Origin of the sequence: Collimonas sp., from assembly GCF_035566555.1 — a bacterium.
GTDB lineage: Bacteria > Pseudomonadota > Gammaproteobacteria > Burkholderiales > Burkholderiaceae_D > Collimonas.
This window is the reverse complement of the sequence record NZ_DATMRB010000007.1, coordinates 1-15,974: the sequence shown is the minus strand read 5'-3', so window position 1 is coordinate 15,974 and position 15,974 is coordinate 1. Positions and strand designations below refer to the sequence as shown.

Sequence of the window (15,974 nt, the reverse complement as noted above, 5' to 3'; positions counted from 1 at the left end):
CCATTGCTGCCGTTGCTACTGTTGTTGCATCACCGCCGCGAACCGGAATGCCCGCAGCGGTGAGGTCCAGCTCAACTTCTACAAAAAATCCGGATGACTGCTTTGCCGATCAGCGCGCAAAATCCGAAGTGTTCTTGACGAAGGTATTCAGGTTAGAGATGTTCAAGCTACCGAAGCCTGTCGCCGCATCCCAGCCCTTGGCGGCTTTGTAGCCGTAGGAGCTGCTGGCGCCGTTGGTGCCGGAAGTGACGTCATGCAGAAGCCCAGCGTTGGCCGCCAGCGGGAAGTACTTGTAGAAACTGGCTGCCGGAAAGCCCAGGCCGTTGGCGTTAGCCGATTGCAGGCGCGCCCAGACGCCGCTGAAGATCGGCGCCGCCAGGCTAGTGCCGCCTACTGTTCCGGTACGACCGTTGTAGTAGATGGTGGCGCCGCTGGCGCTGGCTGCATCAAAGGCGATGTCCGGCAGGCCGCGGGTGGTCTTACCGCTGGCGATCACGCCAGACTGATAGCTAGGCGCTGCCTCATACTTGCTGTAGCCGCCGCCGGTTGCCCAAAGACGCTTGGTAGGATCGGAATCGCCCTGGTCGTCGTAGACGCCGATTGCGCTCAGGCCTTCGTTCCACACGGTTTCGCTGCTGTAGGCGCCGGCATTGCTGTACAGCGTGGTGCCGCCGACCGCGATCACGTACGGCGAGCTGGCCGGTTCGCTGACGTCATAGGTCGATTTGTTTTTCGGTACGCCAGGCGCGCCGGAAATCGAGCTGGTCTGGCAGTTGTAGGTGCCGGCGTCGCCGGTAGAGATCGAGAAGGTCTGGCCTTGTGCAACCGCCTGCTTGAATACCTTGTCGTCGGCCGCCTGGGTGCCGGTGCTATGGGTGTCTGCTTCGCAGCCGCCGAGCGAGACGTTGATGACTTTCGCCACGTTGTCAGTCACTGCCTTGTTGTAGGAAGCTGTGATGCTGCTGAACTGCATGTCTGGCGACGCGTAGAAAATCAGTTTCTTGACGCCGCCGGAAGTGCCGGTGATGGTCTGGCTATCCAGATTCCATTCGACCTGGCCGGAAGTATCGCTGTAGTCGCTGCCGGCAGGACCGGTCTGGACGATGGCGGTATTGACAGTGGCAAGGCCCTTGGCAGTGGTGAATGCCTTCAGGTCGGTAATCGTCGGGCTGATGTCGCCGGCAGAGATGATGCCGACGGTGGTGTTGGAAGCAGTCGGCGTGGTGCCGACGTTATACAGCGCAGGAAACTCTACCGGGCTGTGCGGTGTCGCCACCGGCGTTGCAGCCGGCGTGGCCTTGGCTTGCAGCGTGCTGCCTGGCGCGGCATCCAGCACGAAACGGTGATGGGTCTGCGCCAGCGCGACGTTTTGCAGGCCGAGCACCGAACCGACGATGTTGCTCAGGGCAGCTGGCACTTGTGCTGCATCGGTATTGGCGAAGACATTGCGGCCGTCTTGCTGGAAGCGTTTCAATCCGGTGCGGAAGCCGGCTTGCACGGTCGCCGCGGTACCGTCGGCCGAGACCAGCTGGCGGTTAGGCGAGACAGCGATGTTGATGAAACCCGATTTGCTCAGATGGGCCACCACCGCAGCCACATCTTTTTCTGTCGGCGCAAACTTTTCATTGAATTGCACAGGCGTCAGGAACTTGCCGTAGGCAGCGCTGCCTGGGGTATGCAGGTCTTGCAGGAACTGGTCGAGCTTGGCTTCGTTGCGCAGGTTCAGGCTCAGCGTCACATGCACCGGTTCACCTTGCGCCAGCTGCACGGCGGATTCCGCCGGGGTCGCTATGCTGGCGTCGGCAGCCACGCTCTTTTGATTGGCCTGGACCTGCGGCAGGAAAGCCTGGGTCTTGGTCGCTACCCAGGTGCTGTTGTCAGCCACGGCAGCGTGCACGGACAAAGATGCAAACACCAGCGACAGCGCGATAGACAACGCCGAAGCCTGGGGGAACTTGAAACTTCCTGCTGGTACTTTCGCTGCTTTGATTCTCGATTTCATATACTTATTCCTCTTGAATGGAACAAATGAAGGACGCCACAGCCTTGCAGGGCGATCTGCAATGCAAAGGATGTTGGCGCTGGAGTCTGCAACGCGGGTAGCGCTGCAGCGGATAACGGCGCTAGTCCGTTAAGGGGTTGGCGACAGCGTTAACGCCGCCTGTGCCGGAAGATGGGGGAGCTGTGGCGCGACATGCATGCGGCGCGTGCAAAAGCAGAAATTTCAAATCGGGTCTGACGCAAATCATGGGACTTCCCTCTTGAGGATTAACAGCGGCGCCGGTTACTCTTTTGGAGCGGGCGCCGTGTAAAAAATCAACGCTATGCATCTTGTTCCTGCAACTTCAATATGCTTTTTCGATGAATCAGAATAAATCATTTATTTCCGAGTGGCAATACAAAATAGTCTGATATTTTCTTCTATCGAATCGCGTATTTCGTTCGCGTTCTCGACAGAAGAAAATCTCATTTTCATCGACTGTTTTACATATTTAGCGCAGTGTCTTGCAGATAATGACACTTCAGAAACGGCGCCTGGCCGGCCGCGCCTTTTCGCGCCTAGCCTGGCACGAAAATTCACCATTTCTGAAGCGCCATTACCTACAAAACACTGTACTGGAAAAAGCCGGCGCCAGCAGATAGCACCATCAGCAGGAAAAAAAACGTTCCGCCCGCGGGGAGCAGGCGGAACAAACGGCGGGAGCACCGAGGATATTGGTCCAGACACAGGTCTCGACAACGACCTGCTTACTTAATTGATCTCCGTAAAAATCGGCAGGGTTCTACTTGCAACAGCAGGTTCCAAGCCAACAATTTACTATTTAATATTTATCGTTTTTTATCTCTGCGGCAGAGACATGAAAAGATATGAAAATATCAAATTCATGCTTCTTGAACATCAACAGCCCTATGAAAAATTGCTTATGTACATACAGGTCTGTATAGTTATTGGAACTAATCATATGACAGCTTCAGATACATGTAAACAGAATTTATTAGAGCGGCTTTTCTGTCTCGGATAATTTAGTTGGCATCTGATAAAGCTTGAATGTGCACACCAGAATTCAAATGTCAAACCATGCACTGGATGATGGACGCAGCTGAAATTCTGCCGACGAATCAAACCCACAGCATTATCGCCGCCCATAGATGGTTTTCATCCCCCGGATGCTCCGGCGTCCATTGCGGAAAAGATGAAATCATTTAGTCAAATGCGGTCTTGCCCGCTGCTCTGGATGTTACATGGCAACGAACATTTATTTTGCCAGCCGCGCGATAAATAGCGAACGCGGCAAGCTCGCCCATACGCTTGCGGCAACGATCAGCGCACCGCCGAACCAGGACATGAGACTCAGTTGCTCGCCCAGCCAGAAAGCCGCGAACAGCGCGCCAAACACCGGCTCGCTTCCCATCAGCAGGGACACCCGCGTCGGATCGCTCTGGCGGACAGCGTAGTTCTGTGCAAAAAAGGCAAAGATGGTGCAAAACAAAACCAGGTACAGCGTGGCCATCCAGAAGCCGGCAGCGCTGGGCAGGGGCGGCAGTCCGCCCCGCATGAACAGGCCGGCGATCAGCAGGCAGCCCAGACCGACCACCCCGGATTGCACCGCAGTCAAGGTCAGCGTCGACATGCTGCGGTTTTGCGTCAGGCGCTTGGTCATGCACACCATTACCGCGCGCAGCAAGGCAGCGGCCAGCATCAGGCCGTCGCCCAGATTGAATGTCAAACTGCTGCCGTAAGTCAGCAGCCAGGTGCCGGATAGCGAGACGAAGGCCATCAGGAAAGCACTGGCGGTAGGGCGCCGCGCCATCAGCAGCCATTCTGCCAGTGGCGTAAATACGACACACAGACTGATCAGAAAAGCTGCATTCGAGGCTTTGGTGAGGGCGACGCCGAAAGTTTCGCATGTCAATATCGCAAGCAGGATCGCCCCTAGCGGCAAACCCGCGCGCAAGGCCGCCCTGCCTTGCGGCTGCGTCAGCTGGCGCAGACTGGGCAGCAACAGCAGGAAGGTCATGCCGAAGCGCAGCGCCAGGAAACCGAATACCGGATAAAACACCAGAGCCTGTTTGGCAACACCGTAACTGGTGCCCCAGACCACCGCGACCAGCAATAGCAGCAAGTCGGCGATCCAGATTTTTTTTGGGAGAACGGTGGAAGAGGATGCCGGAACTTGCATGGTTTGTCGCCGGCGTCGCCGCCGCATTCGGTGGAAAAAAATCCCGCCCGGCGTGGAGCCAGGCGGAAGCAAAGGCAAATTCGCCTAGGATAAAACGGCAAGAATCGTTGCTGCTGCATTCATATGAAAAGCCGCGGAGCGGGAAGACGTTGGCGTGCTCCACGCCAGCGCTTATTATGTTTTACTAGGGCAGATACGATAATCTATCGGCTCGGAACAACACTTGTACCCAACGGGAATAAATGAGCAATCATCGATACATCAAGCTGATGCCGGATATGGCGGTGTTCGTGCGTGTGGTGGAAACCGGCAGTTTTTCCGCCGCGGCAGCGGAACTGGGCATGACGCCGTCGGCCGTCAGCCGCCAGGTGTCGCGGCTGGAACAGGCTTTGGCGGTCAGGCTGCTGGAACGCACCACGCGCAAGCTGCGCCTGAGCGAATCCGGCAACGAGGCCTTCCAGCGTTGTCAGGAGATGGTCAACGCCGCCAAGGCCGCGATGGAGGTTGCCGACAAATTCGTTGCGGCGCCGCGCGGCCTGCTGCGGGTGGGCATGCCTAAGGCCTTCGGCAAGGCGGTGGTGGCGCCGCTGGTGCCGGGTTTCCTGAAGCAGTATCCGCAGATCGACATGCAGCTGATTCTCAACGATCGCCAGCTGAACCTGCTTGACGACGATGCCGACCTGGTGATCCAGATCACCCGCCATCCGGTCGAAGGACTGGCGGCGCGGCCGCTGATGTCGGTGGCGCAGGTGTTGTGCGCCACGCCAGAGTACCTGGCGCGGCATGGCACGCCGCGCCAGCCCCAAGACTTGTGCGGCCACAGTTGCCTGTCGCTGGGAGAAACCCCGGGCGACGCCGACTGGCGCTTCCTGCACAAGGGCGAAGCCACCATCGTCAAGATCAGCGGCCGCTACGTCGTCAATCATAGCGAAGCGCGGCTGCAAGGCGTGCTGCAGCACCTGGGGATCGCCTGCCTGCCCTACTTCACCGCGCGCAGCGCGATCGAACAGGGCCTGGTTAAAGTGCTGCTGAGCGACTGGGAATTCGTCTCGGCCTACCAAGGCACCGCCTACATACAATACCTGCCGACCCGCTACCTGGCGCCCAAGATGCGGGTGTTCATCGATTATCTGGTGCAACATCTGGCGGCAGACCTCAAGCCGCTGGAACGTCCGCGGCTGGCGATCAGCACATGAGGCGCACCCAGCCAGGCAAAGCAGCGCTGCTGGCGGTTTGCCTGTACGGGCTGAGCACTCTCTGCAGCGCGCAGCAACTGGTGATCGATACCGGCCACAGCGCTGAAAAGCCGGGCGCCACCGGCCCGGCCGGCAAGCGCGAATTCGATCTCAACCGGCAGCTGGCCGTGGCCCTGGTCAAAGCCTTGCGCATCCAGGGAGCGCAGGTGACCGACGTCGCCGCGGCCGGTTCGCCGCTATCCCTGCAGGCGCGCACCAAGGCCAGCAGCGGCGCCGCACTGTTCGTCTCGATCCATCATGACTCGATGCAACAGGCCTGGCTGGATGCAGGCAGGAGCCGCGAGTTTTCCGGCTATGCGCTATTCGTATCCGCCAGCAAGCCGCAATACGGACGCAGCCTGGAATGCGCCAAAGACATCAGCCGCCATATGCAGGCGATCGGCGAACATCCGTCGCTGTATCACGCCACCCCGATAGCCGGCGAAAACCGGCCGTTGATCGACAGCGCTCTGGGCATACATCGTTTTGACGATCTGGTGGTGCTGAAAACCGCGCAATCGCCGGCGCTGCTGATCGAGGTCGGCGTGCTGGCCAATCCCGATGAAGAACCGCGCCTGGCGGCGCCGCAGTTTGCCGAGCGCGCCGCCGGCGCGATCGCCGGCGGTATCCGCCAGTGCCTGTCCCAGCCGGAATAGCAGGCTGTTGCACAGATCAGGCGGCTTCCGCCTCTTCCTCCTTGATGAGCTCCGCCTGCCGCCTGGCTGCCGGCACGTGCGGCTGGCTGAGAAAGCCGAACACCATCGCCGCCGACAGCAGCGTGATCCCGGCCAGGATGCATAGCAGGATATGGAAGGCCTCGGCATAGCCCTGCAACAATAACGCACGGCTGGCTTGCGGCAGCAATTGCAAAGCCTGCGGCATGTCGCCCATCGCCAGCCGCTGCGCCGCTTCGGCCAGCTGCGGCGCCGCCGGACCAGGCAAGCCTTGCAAGCGCGCCTGCACCAATGCGGCAAGAATCGCCGCAACGATGGCCAGCGCGACGCCCTCGCCCGCTACCCGCGTAGTGCTGAAGATGCCGGCAGCCATTCCGGCCCGCTCCTTCGGCACGACGCTGACTGCCAGTCCGTCCATCAAGCCCCATGGCAGGCTGATGCCAAAGCCGATGAGCAGCATCGACAGCAGCAGTCCGGTGGCCTGCCCTGGACCGACCTGCGCCAGCCATAGCAGGCCGCCAGCGCAGATCAGCAAACCGGCGCCGCAAATCACGCCAGCAGAAATCCAGCGCGTCAGCATACCGGCGATGAACGGCAGCACCAGCATCGGCGCCGACAGCGCCATCATCATCTGCCCCGCCTGCATCGCGCTGTAACCTTCGATGCCGATGAAGCGCAGCGGCAGCAACACCAGCAGCACTACATACGAATAGGCGGGAGCCGCCGCCAGGAACTGGACGCCTACGAAACGCGGGTAACGGAACAGGGACAAATCCAGCATCGGCCGCCGCACCCGGTTTTCAATCGCGATGAAGACCAACAGCAACAGCAGCGCGGCGCCCAGCAGCAGCAAGGTCGGACGGCTGCTCCAGCCGCTTTGCGGGATGCCCAGTACGCCATAGGTAAACAAGCTGAGGGCGGCAGTAAAGCTGATGGCCCCCGGCCAGTCCAGGCCGCTGGCACCGGGATCGCGCGATTCGCGGATGCAGCGCAAACCGGCCACTAGCGCCAGCGCGGCAAACGCGGCCACGCACAGGAAGACGGCGCGCCAGCCGAAACCTTGCAGCATGGCGCCGGCCAGCACTGGCCCGAACGCCAGGCCGACGCCGAAAGTAGTGCCCAGCAAACTAAAGGCGCGGGTGCGTGCATGGCCGTCGAACTCTTGCGCCAGGGCCGCCATGCCACCCGAAAAGGCGGCGGCGCCGGCCACTCCCTGCAACGCCCGCAACAGATCCAGCCAGAGAATGTCAGGGGCCCAGGCCAGCGCCAGCGAACTCAAGGCGAAAGCGCCGATGCCGGCGATGAACACGCGCTTGCGGCCATAGCTGTCGGCCAGTGCGCCGGCCGCCATCAGGCAGCTGCCGAACGCCAGCATGAAGGCGTTGGTGATCCAGTTGAGGGCGATCGGACTACCGCCCAGCGCCTTGGCAATCGCCGGCGTCGCCAGCGCCGGGCCGGTAAAGCTGAGCGGCAGCACCAAGGCTGCCAGGCAGACCGCCCCCAGCATCAGGAAGCGCTGGAGCGGCGGACGGACAGCGCTGGAATGGAGAGTATCGGGCATGAAGGCTTCCTTTTCGGATCAAGTGATTTGGATGATATAGTGGCTTTAATCATGTTTAAATCACTTGAATGTCCGCTATATACGGACAAAATATCCTTAATGGAGACCATGCATGGATAGCCTGAGCGGCCTGGCGGCCTTCGTGCAAGCCGCCGAAACCAGCAGCTTCGTGGCGGCCGGCCGCCAGCTGGGCGTGTCGGCTTCGGCCATCGGCAAGAGCATTGCCCGGCTGGAGGCGAAACTCGGGGTGCGTCTGTTCCATCGCAGCACGCGGCAAATCAGGCTGACCGACGAAGGCACGCTGTTCTTCGAGCGCTGCCGTGGCATCCTGGACGATATCGAGGATGCGCAAAACGAACTGCTGAAATCGACCGAAGCGCCGCGCGGACGCCTCAAGATCAGCTTGCCCGCGGTCGGCTACCGGCTGCTCAGCAAACAGCTGTCGGCCTTCATGCAGGCTTATCCGGAAGTCGAACTCGACCTCGATTTCAGCGACCGCATGGTGGACGTGATCGAAGAAGGATTCGATGCCGTGATCCGCAGCGGCAGCCTGGCCGATTCGCGCCTGCTGGCGCGCACCTTGTGGCCCTATAGTTTCATGATCTGCGCCGCGCCCGACTACCTGCGCCGCCAGGGCCGGCCGCAACGGCCGCAAGACCTGCTGCGGCATGCCTGCCTGCGCTACAAATTCCTCTCCAGCAGCAAGCTGCAGGACTGGATCTTGCGCAGCGAGCAAGGCGCACCCGAACTGCGGCTGCCGGCGACCCTGACCTGCAACAACATCGAAGCCTTGCTGGCCGCAACCGTGAACGGCCTCGGGCTGGCCTACCTGCCCTCGTTCGTGGTGCAGGAAGCGCTGGCCGACGGCCGTTTGTGTACGGTTCTGGACGACTACGCGGTCAGCCACGGCAGCTTCTCGGTGCTATGGCCTTCCAGCCGCCACATGCTGCCGCGCTTGCGCGTGTTTGTCGACTTCCTGCGTGCCAGCATGCCGGCCGCAGGCGCCGCTGCCGCCCCACGCAAGCGCAACAGGCAAGATCGCGGCTGAGGCTGTCTATAACGCCATTTTTTACGGATTGTTTACAACTGCACCATCCCTTTTTAGAGAATCTTTACGTCGCCGCTGCTAATCTGTAACTACCAAAACGACCAGTAGAACCCATCTATGAATCAGGTAATTTCAGCAGCATCGACATGGCACTTCTCATTGCTTCCAGAAGCTGTATCAAGAAAAATGCAAGCCGCCGTCCTGCCTTTTCCGCTCCCGCAACAATTCGGCTTCAAGCGCCAACAACATCTCCCCACGCAAAAAGATTTCATGATGCTGATCACGGTCGATACCGCCTCGGTGTCTGAGCTGCGCCGGGTCATCGTCAGCACCTGCGGCGACCTCATGGTCTACATGCGCGTCAAGCCGGTGGAGCATGCCAGCAAGATGAAATTCTCGCTGTGCCTGAACAAGAAATCGATAGACTCCGTCATCGGCAACATCATGCGCGCCCTGCCGCAGGCCGAATTCGGCCGCATCACGCCGATGCTGCCTGCATAAGCGCCCAGCCCCTGCCGCCACCGGCATTCTGCTGCAAAACATTTTCAACTCTTACTGAAATCAGAACATCATGACCACCTTCGAAGGTATCTGGGTTCCTCTCGTCACGCCTTTCCGCCAGGGCAAGCTGGATCTTTACAGCGCGCAGCAGCTCGCATTGAACCTGTCCGGCGCCGGCATCCACGGACTGGTGGTGTGCGGCACCACCGGCGAGGCGGCCACCTTGAATGAACACGAACAGGACAAGCTGCTGTGCGGCGTCATCGAAGCGGTGCAAAACCGCTGCCCGGTGCTGATGGGCGTCAGCGGCAGCGATACCCGCGTCGTGGCCGAAAGAATCAGCCATCTGAACACGCTGCAGCCGGCTGGCTTCCTGGTGTCGGCGCCGTCCTATGTACGGCCGTCGCAGGAAGGCATACGGCTGCACTTCGAAGCCGTCGCCGCGGCGGCGCAGCACCCGGTGGTGCTGTACAACATTCCTTCCCGCACCGGCGTCAACATCGAGCCGGCCACGGTGATCGCGCTGGAATGCCAGGCCAATATCGTTGCCATCAAGGAGTGCGGCGGCAGCCTGGCGCAGACCACGGAACTGCTCCATCACAGCCGCCTGAACATCCTGTGCGGCGACGACGCCGCGCTGTTCAGCACGCTCTGCCTGGGCGCCCACGGCGCGATTTCCGCCGCCGCCCATATCCGGCCGGATCTTTTCGTGCGCCTGTTCGAACTGCTGCGGGCCGGCCAGATCGAACGCGCACGCACCCTCTTCAAGCAGTTGCTGCCGGTGATCCAGCTGCTGTTTTCCGAACCCAACCCGGCGCCGGTGAAAGCCGCGCTGGCGCTGCAGGGCCACATCCAGGATGAGCTGCGCTTGCCGATGACGCCGATGTCGGCGGTCGGCCGGGTCAAGCTGGCGCGCGCGCTGGACGAGTTGATGGCGCTGCCGTTTGCGATGAAAATCGAAAAGCAGGGATACGCCGCCGGCGGCCGATCGCGGCAACTGGGGCTGGTGAGATGAGCCGTTCATGATCCTGACTATCGCTTCTGAACATGTCTCTACCGTTGCAACCGATATCGCCGCTTCGCTGGCTGCAGCGATAGCACGGCGGCGGGCACGCGCCGGGCGTAATGTGTTGCTGGTTTATCAAAATCCGAAAATGCCGCAGGCCGGCTGGCTGGCGACTGCCATCAAGACCGGCGCTGAAATCCGCGGCATCGCCGCCAAGGATGTCGGCGCTGAACTGGCCGCCGCCAAAAGCAGCTATCACGACATCCTGGTCCACCTGCCGAAACACGACGATGCCGGCTCGCGCGCTGCGCTGGCGAACGCCGACCTGGCCCTGTTCGCCATTGCCGCCGAAGATTGGCAGGCGGACGGGCCACTGGCTGCCAGCATGCGTGCTGCCAGCCAGCTCAAGCCGGACTTGCCGGTGATAGCCCTGATCGACGACAGCGCGGCCGGACAACATGTCATGTCGGTCCTGTCGGCCGGCATCGGCAGCTTGCGTTTTCTACATCTGTCGGCGACAAAGCGGGACGACGTCTCGGTCGGCGCCTTATACCAGGCGCTGTACGGCCACTGCTGCAGCGCCTGAGTGCCGGCGCCCGCATGCGGGCAGAAATTAGAGACAAATCCGACAGAATTTCAGTGAAATTCCTACCGATTCGCGACGCACAGGATAGCCTGCTCCGCCGTTGGCAAACACAGGCTGCACACAATGCTTGCAAAAAAAGCTTGTTAAGTGTTCAATCGCCTTATGAAAATTTCCCCTGTACTCCCTATATGGTCCATTGCGGCCCCGATCGCCGGCTGGCTTTTGCTGGGCGGCGCCAGCTTCAGCCTGGGCGGCTTCTATACATTACTGCTGGTGGCCGGCCTGCTCGGCAGCGTGCTGGCGGCGGTCTACCACGCTGAAGTGGTCGCGCACCGCGTCGGCGAACCCTACGGCACGCTGGTGCTGGCGCTGGCGGTGACCCTGATCGAGGTGGCGCTGATCGTCTCGCTGATGCTGGCCGGCGGCGAGGAAACCACCGGGCTGGCGCGCGACACTGTGTTTGCCGCCATCATGATCATTCTCAACGGCATTGTCGGCATCTGCCTGCTGGTCGGCGCCAGCCGCCACAAGGAACAAAGCTTCGGCCTGCTGGGCGTGAGCGCCTCGCTGGCGACGCTGGCGGCGATTGCGGTGCTGACGCTGGTGCTGCCGAACTACACTTCCAGCGCGCTGGGACCGTTCTACAGCAAAAGCCAGCTAGCCTTCATCGCCATCATTTCCCTGATTTTGTATGGCACCTTCGTGCTGGTGCAGACCGTGCGCCACCGCGATTATTTCCTGCCGCAGGAAGCCATCGCCGATGAAGACGTGCATGCGCCGCCGCCATCCGGCAAAATCGCGGCCATCAGCGCCGGCCTGCTGCTGGTCTGCCTCGGCGCCGTAGTATTACTGGCGAAGTCGCTGGCGCCGGCGCTGGAAACCGCGGTCGCCAGCATCGGTGCGCCGAAAACCCTGGTCGGCATCATCATCGCTGCCGTAGTGCTGCTGCCGGAAGGCCTGGCGGCAGTGCGGGCGGCACGCGCCAACCGCCTGCAAACCAGCCTCAACCTGGCGCTGGGCTCGGCGCTGGCCAGCATCGGCCTGACCATTCCGGCGGTGGCGATCGTCTCGCTGACTACCGGCCTGACGCTGTCGCTCGGCCTGGATATCAAGTCCACCGTGCTGTTGCTGCTGTCTTTCATCGTCGCCACCCTGTCGCTCGGCACCGGCCGCACCACGGTGATGCAAGGCACGGTGCATCTGGTGATCTTCGCGGTCTACCTGTTCACCACGATTGTGCCCTGAACGACCAAGCGCCCCCGCAGTTCCAAGGCCGGATTAGCGCAGACTAATCCGGCTGACACGGTTTTCGTTCTTCCCTTGCCGTTCTCGTTTCTTTCCCTGTCTCCCCTATCTCCCGACTTTTGCACCGATGCGCAGCGTCTGCAGTTCAGCGGGCGGCCTGTTTCTTTTTTGGCACCATGCTGGTGCAGCTGTTTCGCCACGCCGGCCGATTTCACCAAATCCGGGCGCGCGGCCTTACCCCGAAGCCCTGCTGCCTCGTTCAAATTTAAGCCCCGGTATAAAAATCGCCGCTACACGCCTTGCCAGGCCATTGGCATGCATTCTGCTATAGCGATGTAGTAGCCGATGCATTCCGGTGTCTCGCCGGCTGCCATAGGCGCGCTGCTTTTTTTTGTCCGATTTTTTGTTCTGGCTTCATGGTTTGCTTTACAGCTGCTTGTTCATATTTCACTACAGCATAGTTCACTACAGGGAGAGAAAAATCATGTCACGTCGCACCGTTCTGAAAGCCACCGCACTCGGCGCTTTCGCCCTTGCCGCCAGTTCCTGGCTGCCGTCCGCCTTCGCCGCGGACACGATCAAGGTCGGCATCCTGCATTCCTTGTCCGGCACCATGGCGATTTCCGAAACCTCGCTGAAAGACGTGGCCTTGATGACCATCGACGAGATCAATGCCAACGGCGGAGTGCTGGGCAAGAAGCTGGAACCGGTGGTGGTCGATCCGGCCTCCAACTGGCCGCTGTTTGCCGAGAAAGCGCGGCAGCTGATTTCGCAGGACAAGGTGTCGGTGGTGTTCGGCTGCTGGACTTCGGTATCGCGCAAATCGGTATTGCCGGTATTCAAGGAACTTAACAGCCTGTTGTTCTATCCGGTGCAGTATGAAGGGGAAGAGCTGGAGAAAAACGTGTTCTACACCGGCGCCGCGCCGAACCAGCAAGCAATTCCCGCCACCGAGTACCTGATGTCGAAAGAAGGCGGCGGCGCCAAGCGCTTCGTGCTGCTGGGCACCGATTATGTCTACCCGCGCACGACCAACAAGATCCTGCGCGCCTTCCTGCACAGCAAGGGTGTCAAGGATAGCGACATCGACGAGGTGTACACGCCGTTCGGCCACTCCGACTACCAGACCATCGTCGCCAACATCAAGAAATTCTCCGCCGGCGGCAAGACCGCGGTGATCTCCACCATCAATGGCGATTCCAACGTGCCGTTCTACAAAGAACTGGGCAACGCCGGCCTGAAAGCGACCGACGTGCCGGTCGTGGCATTCTCGGTGGGCGAGGAAGAATTGCGCGGCGTCGACGCCAAGCCGCTGGTCGGCCACCTGGCGGCGTGGAACTACTTTGAATCGGTGAAGAACCCGGTGAACACCGCCTTCATCAAGAAATGGAAAGCCTATGCCCTGGCCAAGAATCTGCCGAACGCCAGCACCGTAGTCACCAACGACCCGATGGAAGCGACTTACGTCGGCATCTACATGTGGAAGCAGGCTGTAGAAAAAGCCAAGTCCACCGATACCGACAAAGTCATCGCCGCCATGGCTGGCCAGAAATTCAAAGCCCCGTCCGGCTATGAACTGGAAATGGACGCCACCAACCATCACCTGCACAAACCAGTGATGATCGGCGAGATCAAGGCTGACGGGCAGTTCAATGTGGTCAACAAGACCAAGACCACGATTCGTGCACAGCCTTGGAGTCCTTATATTCCGGGGAATGAGGGTAAGCAGAAGCTTTGATGGCTGGAAGGGTTGGAGGGTTTTGAAGGCGAATGCCTACCGTATGTACTCCGTGGCCCGTTAAATGGGGTCAGAGTAATTTTCGCAAAAGGCCGCGAAAAAAAACTCTGACCCCATTTAACTGCTTTTGTCGCAGCTCAAAAGCTGCTGTTGAGGCGGCGCTATAACTGCTTTTCAGGTGGCGATAAAAAATACTGATGAAAATCTCCAGAAAAATTCTTCTCGCTTTTGCTCTCTGCATGCAGGGCCTGCTGGCCCATGCCGCGATCGACCCTGCGCTGCTCAAGCCGCTGGCCGGCGACGACCCTGACGCCCGCATCGCCGCCGTCAACCAGATCGCCGCGCTCGCCAACGATGACGCATTGAAAATACTCAATGCCCTCAATACCGATGCCCTCTACGCCCGGCCAGACGGCACCGTCCTGATCGTCGACGATACAAAAGCATTCAACCCCGCCACCGGCCAGACCCTGCCGACACCGGACGACGCCGACGGCATCAGCGTCAACAACCGCCTGCGCGGCGTGGTCGAAGGCGCGCTCTCGGGACTGAAGCTGTTCTCCCCCAACCGCAAGCTGCGCATCGCCGCCGCCACCGACCTCATGAAGACCGCTGATCCGGCCCAGATCCCGCTGATCAGCACGGCACTCCACAAAGAAAGCGATCCCGAGATCCAGGACATCCTGCAACAGGTCATCGCCACCGCCAACCTGCACTCGCCCGACGCCGCCACCCGCAAAGCCGCGGTGCAGACACTGGCCGCCAGCACCAACGCCAATATCCGCCCGGCCCTGCAAAACCTGCTCAATAAAAACCCGGACGGCAGCTACATCGAGGCCGATCCCGCGGTCCGCATCGAAGCCGTGCGCACCCTCGGCGTGCTGGACCGCCACCTGGCCACGGTCGATTTCATCGGCAAGGTGTTCTACGGCATTTCACTCGGCAGCGTGCTGCTGCTGGCGGCGCTGGGCCTGGCGATCACCTTCGGCCTGATGGGCATCATCAACATGGCGCACGGCGAGCTGCTGATGATAGGCGCCTACACCACCTACATGTGCCAGCTGCTCTTTCGCCAGTACTTCCCGGCGGCGCTGGACGGCTACCTGCTGGTGGCGCTACCGGCCGCCTTCATCGTCACCGCCGCCGTCGGCATCGTGCTGGAACGGCTGGTGCTGCGCTGGCTCTACGGCCGGCCGCTGGAAACCCTGCTCTGCACCTGGGGCATCAGCCTGATCCTGATGCAAACCGTGCGCTCGATCTTCGGCGCCCAGAACGTCGAAGTAGCCAACCCTAGCTGGATGTCCGGCGGCGTCACCGTGCTCGGCTCGCTGGTGCTGTCGTATAACCGCATCGTGATCATTTTCTTTGCCTTGTTCGTGGTGCTGGCGGTGTGGCTGATCCTTAACAAGACACGGCTTGGCCTGTTCGTCCGCGCGGTGATGCAGAACCGCCGCATGGCGGCCTGCGTCGGTGTCTCCACCGGCAAGATCGACATGATGACCTTCGGTCTCGGCTGCGGCATCGCCGGCCTCGGCGGCGTCGCTCTGTCGCAGCTGGGCAATGTCGGCCCCGACCTCGGACAAGGCTATATCGTCGACTCCTTCATGGTGGTGGTGCTGGGCGGTGTCGGCCAGCTGGCCGGCACCGTGATCGCCGCCTTCGGCCTCGGCGAGGTCAACAAGTTCCTGGAGCCGATGGCAGGCGCGGTGCTGGCCAAGATCGCCATCCTGGTGTTCATCATCGTCTTCATCCAGAAACGCCCGCAAGGCCTGTTTGCACTGAAAGGCAGGAGCGTCGAATGACAACCGCATCCATGCAAATTTCCATGACGCAGACGCCATTATTTTCGCGTCCGGCCTGGGCCGGCATCATCGTCTGCGGCGTGATCCTGGCGCTGCTGCCTATCCTCAACCTGGCCTTCCCGGCCGGCCACGCGCTGCACATCTCCAGCTACACGGTGGCGCTGGTCGGCAAGTTCATGTGCTACGCGATGGCCGCGCTGGCGCTGGACCTGGTATGGGGCTACACCGGCATCCTCTCGCTCGGCCACGGCGTATTCTTTGCGCTGGGCGGCTATGCCCACGGCATGTACCTGATGCGGGCCATCGGCCGCGACGGCGTCTACCAGAGCAACCTGCCGGACTTCATGGTATTCCTCGACTGGAAAACCTATCCCTGGTTCTGGTCGCTGACCGACAA

13 protein-coding genes are annotated in these 15,974 nt (G+C 60.8%); 10 read left to right on the top strand and 3 right to left on the bottom strand.

Annotation, left to right across the window (positions count from 1 at the left end):
* Positions 1-109: 109 nt before the first annotated feature.
* Both VNZ65_RS00895 and VNZ65_RS00890 read right to left on the bottom strand, forming a co-directional pair.
* A complete protein-coding gene (locus VNZ65_RS00895) occupies positions 110-2,002 on the bottom strand; it encodes a S53 family peptidase (protein ID WP_325665143.1) in 1,893 nt (630 codons plus the stop codon).
* A gap of 1,255 nt (positions 2,003-3,257) precedes the next feature.
* Positions 3,258-4,181: a DMT family transporter gene (locus VNZ65_RS00890; RefSeq protein WP_325665141.1), complete on the bottom strand. Its 924-nt coding sequence runs from the start codon at positions 4,179-4,181 to the stop codon at positions 3,258-3,260.
* Between the two features lie 242 nt (positions 4,182-4,423).
* Here VNZ65_RS00890 and VNZ65_RS00885 point away from each other — a divergent pair, with 242 nt between their 5' ends.
* Both VNZ65_RS00885 and VNZ65_RS00880 read left to right on the top strand, forming a co-directional pair.
* Positions 4,424-5,377, top strand: coding sequence for a LysR family transcriptional regulator (locus tag VNZ65_RS00885; RefSeq protein ID WP_325665139.1), 954 nt, complete (start codon positions 4,424-4,426; stop codon positions 5,375-5,377).
* A complete protein-coding gene (locus VNZ65_RS00880) occupies positions 5,374-6,072 on the top strand; it encodes an N-acetylmuramoyl-L-alanine amidase (RefSeq protein ID WP_325665137.1) in 699 nt (232 codons plus the stop codon). The genes VNZ65_RS00885 and VNZ65_RS00880 overlap by 4 nt, the downstream gene beginning before the upstream one ends.
* A 16-nt stretch (positions 6,073-6,088) precedes the next feature.
* Here the strand turns inward: VNZ65_RS00880 and VNZ65_RS00875 are convergent, their stop codons facing one another.
* Positions 6,089-7,651: an MFS transporter gene (locus VNZ65_RS00875; RefSeq protein ID WP_325665135.1), complete on the bottom strand. Its 1,563-nt coding sequence runs from the start codon at positions 7,649-7,651 to the stop codon at positions 6,089-6,091.
* 112 nt (positions 7,652-7,763) lie between these two features.
* Between VNZ65_RS00875 and VNZ65_RS00870 the strand changes: the two genes are divergently transcribed.
* From VNZ65_RS00870 to VNZ65_RS00835, 8 genes are all read left to right on the top strand, one after another.
* Positions 7,764-8,699 carry a LysR family transcriptional regulator gene (locus tag VNZ65_RS00870; protein WP_325665133.1) on the top strand — a complete coding sequence of 312 codons (936 nt, stop codon included), beginning with the start codon at positions 7,764-7,766 and terminating at the stop codon, positions 8,697-8,699.
* A gap of 270 nt (positions 8,700-8,969) precedes the next feature.
* Positions 8,970-9,200, top strand: a complete 231-nt coding sequence (locus VNZ65_RS00865) for a hypothetical protein (RefSeq protein WP_325665131.1) — start codon at positions 8,970-8,972, stop codon at positions 9,198-9,200.
* A gap of 70 nt (positions 9,201-9,270) precedes the next feature.
* A complete protein-coding gene (dapA, locus tag VNZ65_RS00860; protein ID WP_325665129.1) occupies positions 9,271-10,215 on the top strand; it encodes a 4-hydroxy-tetrahydrodipicolinate synthase in 945 nt (314 codons plus the stop codon).
* A gap of 7 nt (positions 10,216-10,222) precedes the next feature.
* Positions 10,223-10,792: a hypothetical protein gene (locus VNZ65_RS00855; RefSeq protein WP_325665127.1), complete on the top strand. Its 570-nt coding sequence runs from the start codon at positions 10,223-10,225 to the stop codon at positions 10,790-10,792.
* A gap of 162 nt (positions 10,793-10,954) precedes the next feature.
* A complete protein-coding gene (locus tag VNZ65_RS00850) occupies positions 10,955-12,037 on the top strand; it encodes an ionic transporter y4hA (RefSeq protein WP_325665125.1) in 1,083 nt (360 codons plus the stop codon).
* Between the two features lie 484 nt (positions 12,038-12,521).
* A complete protein-coding gene (gene urtA, locus VNZ65_RS00845) occupies positions 12,522-13,775 on the top strand; it encodes an urea ABC transporter substrate-binding protein (RefSeq protein ID WP_325665123.1) in 1,254 nt (417 codons plus the stop codon).
* A 197-nt stretch (positions 13,776-13,972) separates the two neighbouring features.
* On the top strand, positions 13,973-15,577 hold the full coding sequence (gene urtB / locus VNZ65_RS00840) for an urea ABC transporter permease subunit UrtB (protein ID WP_325665122.1): 1,605 nt from the start codon (positions 13,973-13,975) through the stop codon (positions 15,575-15,577).
* On the top strand, positions 15,574-15,974 hold a 401-nt coding region (locus tag VNZ65_RS00835; RefSeq protein ID WP_414649007.1), incomplete at its 3' end, for an ABC transporter permease subunit. The genes urtB and VNZ65_RS00835, both read left to right, overlap by 4 nt.